Genomic DNA, 1,736 nt, shown 5'->3' on the forward strand with positions numbered 1-1,736 from the left:
GTCGCCGCAAGGTGCGGTCGAGACGGCGCTGGCGCAGATCTGGGCCGAGCTCCTTGGTGTCGAGCGCATCGGGCGCAACGACCACTTCTTCGAACTGGGCGGCCACTCGCTCTTGGCCGTGCAGATGTCGAGCCGGCTGTCACAGGCTGTCGGGGTCGAACTGCCACTGTCGACGCTGTTCGCAAGGCCAGTGCTGAGTGACCTGGCGGCAAGCATCGTCGAGCTGTTGAGCCGCTCCGGTCCGCACGAGCTGTCGTCGATTGCAGCCGTGTCGCGTCATGAGCCGCTTGTGCTGTCGTTTGCGCAGCAGCGGCTATGGTTTTTGGCTCAGCTGAACGAAGGCAGCACGAACTATCACATTCCGCTGGCCTTGCGATTGCGCGGGATGCTCGACCGCAGCGCCTGGCAGCGCAGCCTTGACCGTCTGTTTGCGCGTCATGAGGCGCTGCGCAGTGTGTTTGTCGCGACCCAAGGCAAGCCCGGGGTTGAGGTTCTGCCGCCGGACGCGGGTCTGCCGATAGTTGAGCATGATCTGCGGGAGAGATCGGATGCGGAAGCGGCATTTTTGGATCTGTGCCATGAAGAGGGGCGCACGCCATTCGATCTTGCGCGCGGTCCGCTGATCCGCGGGCGGCTGATCCGCATCGCCGACGAGGAACACGTCTTCCTACTGACCCAGCATCACATCGTCTCGGACGGTTGGTCGATGGGCGTGCTGCTGCGTGAACTTAGCCAGCTCTACCGGGCATTCGAGGCTGGGCAGGACGACCCTCTGCCGCCGCTTGCGATCCAGTATCCGGATTACGCCGCCTGGCAACGTCAATGGCTGTCGGGGGAACGGTTGCAGAAGCAGGCGCAGTATTGGCGCAGCGCCCTGGCAGGCACAGCCCGTCTTGTCTTGCCGACGGACCATGCGCGGCCTGCCCAGCAGTCGTTTGCCGCGGCCACGGTCCCGATCACCGTCGATGCGGATTTGACGCGGGAGCTGAAGCGGCTGAGCCTACAGCATGGCACGACGTTGTTCATGATGGTGCTGGCGGCCTGGGCGGCGGTGCTGTCGCGTCTGTCCGGGCAGGACGATCTTGTGATTGGCGTGCCGAGCGCCAATCGGGGGCACCGCGAGATCGAAGAGCTGATCGGGTTCTTCGTCAACACCCTGGCGCTTCGGCTGGACCTGTCGGGCAAGCCGCGCGTGTCGGAGCTTCTGGAGCGGACGCGGCGCACGGTGCTGGCTGCGCAGGAGCATCAGGACCTGCCGTTCGAGCAGGTGGTGCAGATCGTGCAGCCGCCCCGGGCTCTTGATCACACGCCATTGTTCCAGGTGATGCTGGCCTGGGAGAACAATGCGGTTGGGTCATTGGACCTGCCGGGGCTGAGTGTCGAAGCTGCCGGGGAGGAGATTGATCAGGTCGAGTTCGATCTGGAGCTGAGCCTTGGTGAGCAGGGCGAGGAGATCGCCGGAACACTGGCTTATGCCACGGCGCTGTTTGATCAGGCGACGATCGAGCGGCAGCGTGGTTATCTGCTGGCGCAGCTGCGGGCGATGGTTGCCGATGCGCAGCAAGAGGTCCACCGGATTGAGCTGCTCTCGACTGCCGAGCGCACGTATCTGCTGGAGGAGCTGAACCGGACGGCGGCGCCGTATCCTGCGGAGCGGTGCATCCACGAGCTGTTCGAGGCGCAGGTGCACAAGGCGCCGGATGCGGTGGCGGTGGTCTGCAAAGATGAGCGGCTGA

The 1,736-nt window shown here is 64.6% G+C and carries 1 protein-coding gene; it reads left to right on the forward strand.

The annotated features are described in order from the left end of the window. Positions 1-1,736: condensation domain-containing protein (locus I6F24_RS37225; RefSeq protein WP_225156589.1), on the forward strand; the 1,736-nt coding region annotated here is incomplete at both ends.

The sequence above is a fragment of the Bradyrhizobium sp. BRP23 genome (assembly GCF_020194135.1).
Lineage (GTDB): Bacteria > Pseudomonadota > Alphaproteobacteria > Rhizobiales > Xanthobacteraceae > Bradyrhizobium > Bradyrhizobium yuanmingense.